This is a genomic window from Vibrio sp. 1731, from assembly GCF_033339955.1.
GTDB lineage: Bacteria > Pseudomonadota > Gammaproteobacteria > Enterobacterales > Vibrionaceae > Vibrio > Vibrio alginolyticus.
In genome coordinates this window covers 21,020-27,244 of sequence record NZ_JAWOVO010000036.1, presented here as the reverse complement: position 1 = coordinate 27,244, position 6,225 = coordinate 21,020, and the positions used below count along the sequence as shown (strand labels likewise).

General features: G+C 43.8%; 7 protein-coding genes and 1 pseudogene. 2 read left to right on the top strand and 6 right to left on the bottom strand.

Going from position 1 to position 6,225, the window contains the following annotated elements; genetic code table 11:
• The 6 genes and pseudogenes from R7035_RS23895 to arcA all read right to left on the bottom strand — a co-directional run.
• Nucleotides 1–62: pseudogene (locus R7035_RS23895) on the bottom strand (reactive intermediate/imine deaminase); the annotation flags it as partial.
• A gap of 130 nt (nt 63–192) precedes the next feature.
• On the bottom strand, nt 193–654 hold the full coding sequence (gene pyrI / locus R7035_RS23890) for an aspartate carbamoyltransferase regulatory subunit (RefSeq protein WP_005381086.1): 462 nt from the start codon (nt 652–654) through the stop codon (nt 193–195).
• Nucleotides 655–669: 15 nt separating this feature from the next.
• Nucleotides 670–1,599 (bottom strand): aspartate carbamoyltransferase, encoded by a 930-nt coding sequence (gene pyrB / locus R7035_RS23885; protein WP_005381085.1) that lies wholly within the window; start codon nt 1,597–1,599, stop codon nt 670–672.
• Between the two features lie 86 nt (nt 1,600–1,685).
• Complete coding sequence (locus R7035_RS23880; RefSeq protein ID WP_005381084.1) at nt 1,686–1,781, bottom strand: hypothetical protein; 96 nt, start codon at nt 1,779–1,781, stop codon at nt 1,686–1,688.
• Nucleotides 1,782–1,880: 99 nt separating this feature from the next.
• On the bottom strand, nt 1,881–2,885 hold the full coding sequence (locus R7035_RS23875; protein WP_005385520.1) for an ornithine carbamoyltransferase: 1,005 nt from the start codon (nt 2,883–2,885) through the stop codon (nt 1,881–1,883).
• 156 nt (nt 2,886–3,041) lie between these two features.
• A complete protein-coding gene (gene arcA / locus R7035_RS23870) occupies nt 3,042–4,262 on the bottom strand; it encodes an arginine deiminase (protein WP_005381082.1) in 1,221 nt (406 codons plus the stop codon).
• Nucleotides 4,263–4,845: 583 nt separating this feature from the next.
• Here arcA and rraB point away from each other — a divergent pair.
• Together rraB and R7035_RS23860 are read left to right on the top strand one after the other, a co-directional pair.
• Entirely contained in the window at nt 4,846–5,259 is a 414-nt protein-coding gene (rraB, locus tag R7035_RS23865) for a ribonuclease E inhibitor RraB (protein ID WP_262652184.1), read from the top strand.
• Nucleotides 5,260–5,413: 154 nt separating this feature from the next.
• Nucleotides 5,414–6,214: a glycosyl hydrolase 2 galactose-binding domain-containing protein gene (locus R7035_RS23860; RefSeq protein ID WP_104975633.1), complete on the top strand. Its 801-nt coding sequence runs from the start codon at nt 5,414–5,416 to the stop codon at nt 6,212–6,214.
• The last annotated feature ends 11 nt before the right edge of the window (nt 6,215–6,225 follow it).

Sequence of the window (6,225 nt, the reverse complement as noted above, 5' to 3'; positions counted from 1 at the left end):
ACGCCTTGAACGTAAGGACCGATTGCTGCTGGTGCAGACTCAGTGTGAAGTACTTTCGTCATTTGATTTTTTCCATCAGTTGTAGGGAATAAAGATTCTCAGTTTGCCTCTAAACCCTCGGTAGGTAAAGAGCAAAATACCCTGACATTACAGGGTATTTTAAACGTATCACAGCCTAGTCGTGCGGCGTGTTTATCGCTCGGTTACGATCTCGCGTGAGAACACTTTCTCGCAGTATTTACACTTTAGGCGGATTTCTTGTTTCTTCTCGAACACGCTAAAGCTGCTTTCTACTGGTTCATTATGAGAAATACAGTTTGAATTCGGGCATTCAAATACATCATTGATGCGCTCAGGAAGCTCTAACGCGAGCTTTTTCACCACTTCATAATTCTCGATTTGATTCACGGTCGCGTGAGGAGCATACAACGCTAGCTTGCTCGCTTGCTCTTCATTGATAAACACATTTTCGATTTTGAGTAGATCTTTATGACCGAGTGCTGATGATGGCAAGTTCAGTCCAATCGTTACGCGTTGTGATGAATTGTGCATATCGAACAGTCTTAATACTTTGATGCCGATTTGCGCAGGGATGTGGTCGATGACCGTACCATTTTTGATTGCTTCTACCTGCAATTGAGTTTCTTTAGCCATGATTTTTCCCCTCGATTACAGTGTTTCGTTTAGAACAAGCGCCAGCAGTGCTTGGCGAGCATACACGCCATTTTGAGCTTGCTGGAAGAAGTAAGCATGAGGCGTTTTATCAACATCAGTTGTAATTTCATCCACACGTGGTAGTGGGTGCAGTACTTTCAAGTTCTCACGCGCGCCTTCTAGTAGTGCCGCCGTTAGGATGTAAGCCGACTTAATATGTGCGTATTCCGATTCGTCAAAGCGTTCTTTCTGTACGCGTGTCATGTACAGAATATCCAGTTCAGGAATCACACTTTCCATGTCTGTGTGTAGGCTATATTGAATGCCAGCTTCGTCTAGTTCTTCGCAGATGTAATCTGGCATTGCCAGCGCATCTGGTGCAACAAAGAAGAAGCGGATGTTGTTAAACTTTGCTAAGGCTTGAGTCAGTGAGTGCACTGTGCGGCCATATTTTAGGTCACCTACGAATGCGACGTTCAGGTTGTCTAGACGCCCTTGTGTTTCCGCGATGGTGTATAGGTCGAGTAGCGTTTGAGTTGGGTGTTGGTTTGCACCGTCGCCCGCGTTGATCACTGGCACGCCATTTGAAAATTCAGATGCCAAGCGAGCGGCGCCTTCTTGTGGATGACGCATCACAAAGGCATCGACGTAAGAAGAGATGACTTGTACTGAATCTGCGAGTGTTTCGCCTTTCTTCGCCAGAGAGGTATTACCATCATTATCAAAGCCAATCACGTCACCACCAATGCGCTGAATCGCTGTTTCAAACGATAAACGTGTACGTGTTGATGGTTCAAAGAAACAACTTGCAACGACTTTGTTTTTAATCAGTTCTGGTCGAGGTGCTTTTTTAAGGCTACCTGCTGTTTCTACGATAAGTTCCAGTTCTTCGCGTGAAAGCTCTGGAATAGAGATGATGTGCTTCTGGTAAAGCGAGTTCGCCATGATCTTCTTCCCTATAACATTGATGACTACATCCAAATAACCGAAAGGAATTTTGGACATAAAAAAACCTCCCCAATGGGGAGGTTTTAAAATTCAATAGAATTAACGAAAATAACACCACGTAAGCGTAGTCGCTTAGCGAGAGCAAATCGCGTTTTTACGTCAGCAATCAGCGTGGTCATTTCTTAATCCTCAGACAAATTGCCGAGCATTATACGCTTAACTTTCGTGAGCGCAAGCTATTACATCATGGTTTTTATCGGCTGTTTTTGCGCACTGGTTTAGCTTCCTAGCGTCGCAACCATCACGGCTTTGATGGTATGCATACGGTTTTCAGCTTCGTCGAATACGATGGAGTATTCCGATTCAAATACCTCTTCTGTTACTTCAAGGCCTTTCATACCGTATTTTTCAGCGACTTCTTTGCCGACGGTGGTTTCATCATTGTGGAAAGCTGGAAGGCAGTGCATGAATTTCACATGTGGATTACCCGTTTGCTCAATCACGTCCATATTGATTTGATAAGGTGTCATTAACGCTACACGTTCATCCCATGCCTCGGCAGACTCACCCATAGACACCCAAACGTCGGTGTATAGGAAGTCACAACCTTTCACACCTTCCTCAACGCTTTCTGTTAACGTGATTTTTGCACCGGTTTGTTGCGCGATAGTTTGACAAGTTGCCACGAGCTCTTCTTCAGGCCAGAACGCTTTTGGCGCGACAAGGCGAATATCCATGCCCATTTTCGCTGCGCCCACCATAAGTGAGTTACCCATGTTGTTGCGCGCATCACCTAGGTAAGCGAAGGTTATTTCATGCAGCTGTTTACCACGGCCGTGCTCTTGCATGGTCAGGAAGTCAGCAAGGATCTGGGTTGGGTGGAACTCATCCGTTAAACCATTCCACACTGGAACACCAGCATAAGTACCAAGCTCTTCAACAATGGATTGGCCAAAGCCTCGGTATTCAATCCCGTCGTACATACGACCAAGAACACGAGCTGTGTCTTTCATCGATTCCTTATGACCGATCTGCGAGCCAGAAGGGCCGATGTAAGAGACTTGAGCACCTTGGTCAAAGGCAGCGACTTCAAACGCACATCGGGTACGAGTCGAAGATTTCTCAAAGATTAGTGCGATGTTTTTTCCTTGAAGTTTCTTCTGCTCTGTTCCTGCATATTTAGCTTTTTTCAGCTCTGCAGACAGTTCGAGCAAAAACTGGATTTCTTTGGTTGAGAAGTCCAATAGCTTCAAAAAGTTGCGGTTACGTAAATTGAAAGCCATAGCTCGTCCCTTAGTACATGTGATTAGATTAATAGAATTTATTAAAACATATAAATGCTTTTATTGTGAATAATTATTTTTAATTAAAGCTAAAAAAGGTTGATGTATTCACATCAACCTTAGTTTTGATTCACCTAATGTAAAGGGACGAGTAAGTTATATATCGTCTCGTTCTATTGGACAGCTCATACAGCGAGCGCCACCGCGACCACGACCAAGCTCGTTACCAGGTACTGTCAGTACTTTGATGCCAGCTTTATCGTATTTTTCGTTGGTGTATACGTTGCGTTCGTAACCAATTACTACGCCCGGTTTTACAGTTAGAACGTTATTGGCGTCATTCCATTGTTCGCGTTCCGCTTCATAGCTGTCGCCACCAGTGGTGATGATTTTCAGCTGATCTAAGCCAAGAGCGGACTCAATCGCGTGCAGATAGTTATGTGAGGCTTCAACATGCATTTCACCGTTGCCTTTTGGTGTTAAGCGCCATGTGTCGAGATCTTTGCGCATGATCTCAGGGTAGACAGAGAAAGTATCTACATCCATATGGGTCATCACGGTGTCTAAATGCATACATGAGCGGTGTTTAGGCAGATCAATTGCAATCACTTCGGTCGCTTGGCCTGCTTTAAATAGGCTCGCTGCAAGGTTCTCTACACCTTGCGCAGTCGTACGCTCAGACATACCGATAAGAACTGCACCTTTACCAATAACCAACACATCACCGCCTTCGACATTCGCGTTATCATAATGCAGATCATCGTCACCGAAGTATTTGATAAAATCTTGGCCAGCAAAAATTGGGTGCCAACGATAAATCGCACGTAGGTGGTTTGTTTCACGTTGACGTGCAGGCATCATCATCGGATTAAGAGAAACGCCGCCATAAACCCAACACGAGGTATCACGCGTAAATAGGTGGTTAGGTAGCGGCTCAATAACAAAGTCGAGAGGACGCTTCATTTTTGGAAGCATAGAAGATGAGGAGATCGGTAGCTCTGAGTAAGCTAAGCCACCTAAAAAGATGCAGGCAAGATGTTCATCATCCATTTCTGAAAAGTATTGGCGTAGGTCTCGCGCAAATGTTGGCCCGTAGCGAAAGTCAGAAATCTGAGTGTTCAGCAGCCATTGTTTTGCTTCTGGAACAGCGAGGGTTTCGACCAGTAAATCGTGGAGGAGAAGCACTTCAACGTCTTGCTCGCGCAGCGTACGTGCGAATGCATCGTGCTCTTCACCTGCCGCTTCTACAGCAAGAACGTCATCAAATAGCAACTCATGACAGTTTGACGGAGTTAAGTGGGTTAGGGCGCGTTCAGGGCGATTTAATAGAACTCGTCGAAGTTGACCAACTTCTGATCCAACGTACAGCTTGCTCATTTTGTATCCTTACAAATTTTCCAGCCATTAGTTATGACAAGCTTCCTAGAAAGATGCAAGTTATCAAGCTTTGTTTATATTCTGGTGTTCCTGGTCTTGTGAGTGTTTTATTTTTATTTTGATTCTTATGAAATTTATTATTAGATATAAATGCTATTTTACTAAAATTAGAGTGCGTGCGTTTTTATTCTAATTTTCCCGTTGAGAAAGAATACACGCACAGTGCATAAAACGTGCATTTTTATTCTAAATTATGCATTATTAAAGTGAATTTATTCGTTATGCTTCTTCGTTTTACACGTGAGTGTATTCAAGAAAGCATCATAAACACGCATAGAAAGAGAAAATAACCACATTAAGTGTCAATTAGGATGTTCTGAATATTAAAAAATGCCATTCTTTGTTAATTTTTTGTTTCTTTGTGTGGTCGGTTTAATATTTAGATTCAAATAACCGATAAGAATCGCAGTGGTATGATGTTTGTTTGTGGCTTTTCATCGCAATCCATGCCATATTTCACCGGATCAGCATACTCAGTATCGGGTATTGTGTTTCCATCAAGTAACTAATCTGGAGCCAAAACATGTCTCACGAAGATGAATATCTATCAGTAGAAGAATTAATTGAGATTCAAAAGGAAGAGACTCGCGATATCATTGCAGCATTGCTAGAAGATGGCAGCGATCCAGATTCACTATACGAAATCGAGCACCACCTATTTGCTGAAGACTTCGACACGCTAGAAAAAGCGGTTGTTGAAGCGTTCAAGATGGGCTTTGAAGTTCTTGAAGCTGAAGAAACAGAAGATGAAGACGGCAACAAACTGCTTTGTTGTGATGCAACAATGGAATCTGCACTAAACGCAGAAGCGATTGATGCACAGGTTGAGAAACTGGTTCATCTTGCAGAGAAATACGACATCATTTACGACGGTTGGGGTACTTACTACGAAGGCGAAGATGCGCTTTACCCTGAAGAAGATGAAGACGACGAGTAATCAAAGCTCACTACTTTTGGAAAAACCAGCGTTTAACGCTGGTTTTTTTATACCTTGAAAAACTGACGAATGTGGAGGCGATAAATAATTCACATTGAGTTTATAGGGGGTTTCTCCCTATAATGCGTGAAAATTGATCTAGCTCAAGGTGTATATGCAACTCTCACTCGCCGGTTTATGGCAAGTCTCTCCACTGACGGACCTTTCTATCCCACAGGATGACATTACTTTCCCTGCTCCTTTGAGTCAGGTATTGCCAGCTGAACTGACAGAAGAAGCAATTCGTCAGCAAGAGTGGCACCTGATGCATGACATTGAAGTGGACGAATCCATGATGGCATTCCCAGCGGTAGAAATGGTGTTGGGTGGTGTGGATTACCATGCAGAAGTGCGTTTGAACGGAGTAGCATTGTTTGACTGTGACGGTTCTCAAAATGTCTACAAGAAAGACATTCGCCCGTTCATGCAGATGGGGCGCAACCGTTTTGAGATCCTATTCCTTGAGGAAGAAGAAGATCTTCTGTTGGATGAGGATAAACCGGAGTTGTGTTCACTTGCAGATCATGAATACCAAAAGAGTGACGAGCGCTTAGGGGTATGGCAAGAGCCGTATCTGCAGTTCATTCGCAATGTACGTTTAGACCGCGTGGCAACCGAGCAGATTTGGCACCACGGTGGTGGTTGCGAGTTTAAAGTAGACTTGTACTATCAAACTTTTGCGCCGGGTCTGGTCTCTGCATCGGTTAAGTTTAATGGTATGACTTACCATATTCCTATTGATGTCCGAGCGGAGCATGCGAGCGCTTTATTCCAGATCGAAGCGCCAAAGTATGCCGATCTTACTGATCCTGATCCAAGTGATCTCTACCAGTTGTCTGTTGAGTTGGATGGGCAGCACCAAAACTTCACTGTTGCCTTGAGCCAGGAGCTTTGTGTTACCCATGTTGTGCTTTAACGTCTAATAAT

Coding starts and splice junctions, on each gene's coding strand:
- pyrI (WP_005381086.1), bottom strand. CDS start 654: ATGGCTAAAGAAACTCAATTGCAGGTAGAAGCAATCAAAAATGGTACG.
- pyrB (WP_005381085.1), bottom strand. CDS start 1,599: ATGGCGAACTCGCTTTACCAGAAGCACATCATCTCTATTCCAGAGCTT.
- R7035_RS23880 (WP_005381084.1), bottom strand. CDS start 1,781: ATGACCACGCTGATTGCTGACGTAAAAACGCGATTTGCTCTCGCTAAG.
- R7035_RS23875 (WP_005385520.1), bottom strand. CDS start 2,885: ATGGCTTTCAATTTACGTAACCGCAACTTTTTGAAGCTATTGGACTTC.
- arcA (WP_005381082.1), bottom strand. CDS start 4,262: ATGAGCAAGCTGTACGTTGGATCAGAAGTTGGTCAACTTCGACGAGTT.
- rraB (WP_262652184.1), top strand. CDS start 4,846: ATGTCTCACGAAGATGAATATCTATCAGTAGAAGAATTAATTGAGATT.
- R7035_RS23860 (WP_104975633.1), top strand. CDS start 5,414: ATGCAACTCTCACTCGCCGGTTTATGGCAAGTCTCTCCACTGACGGAC.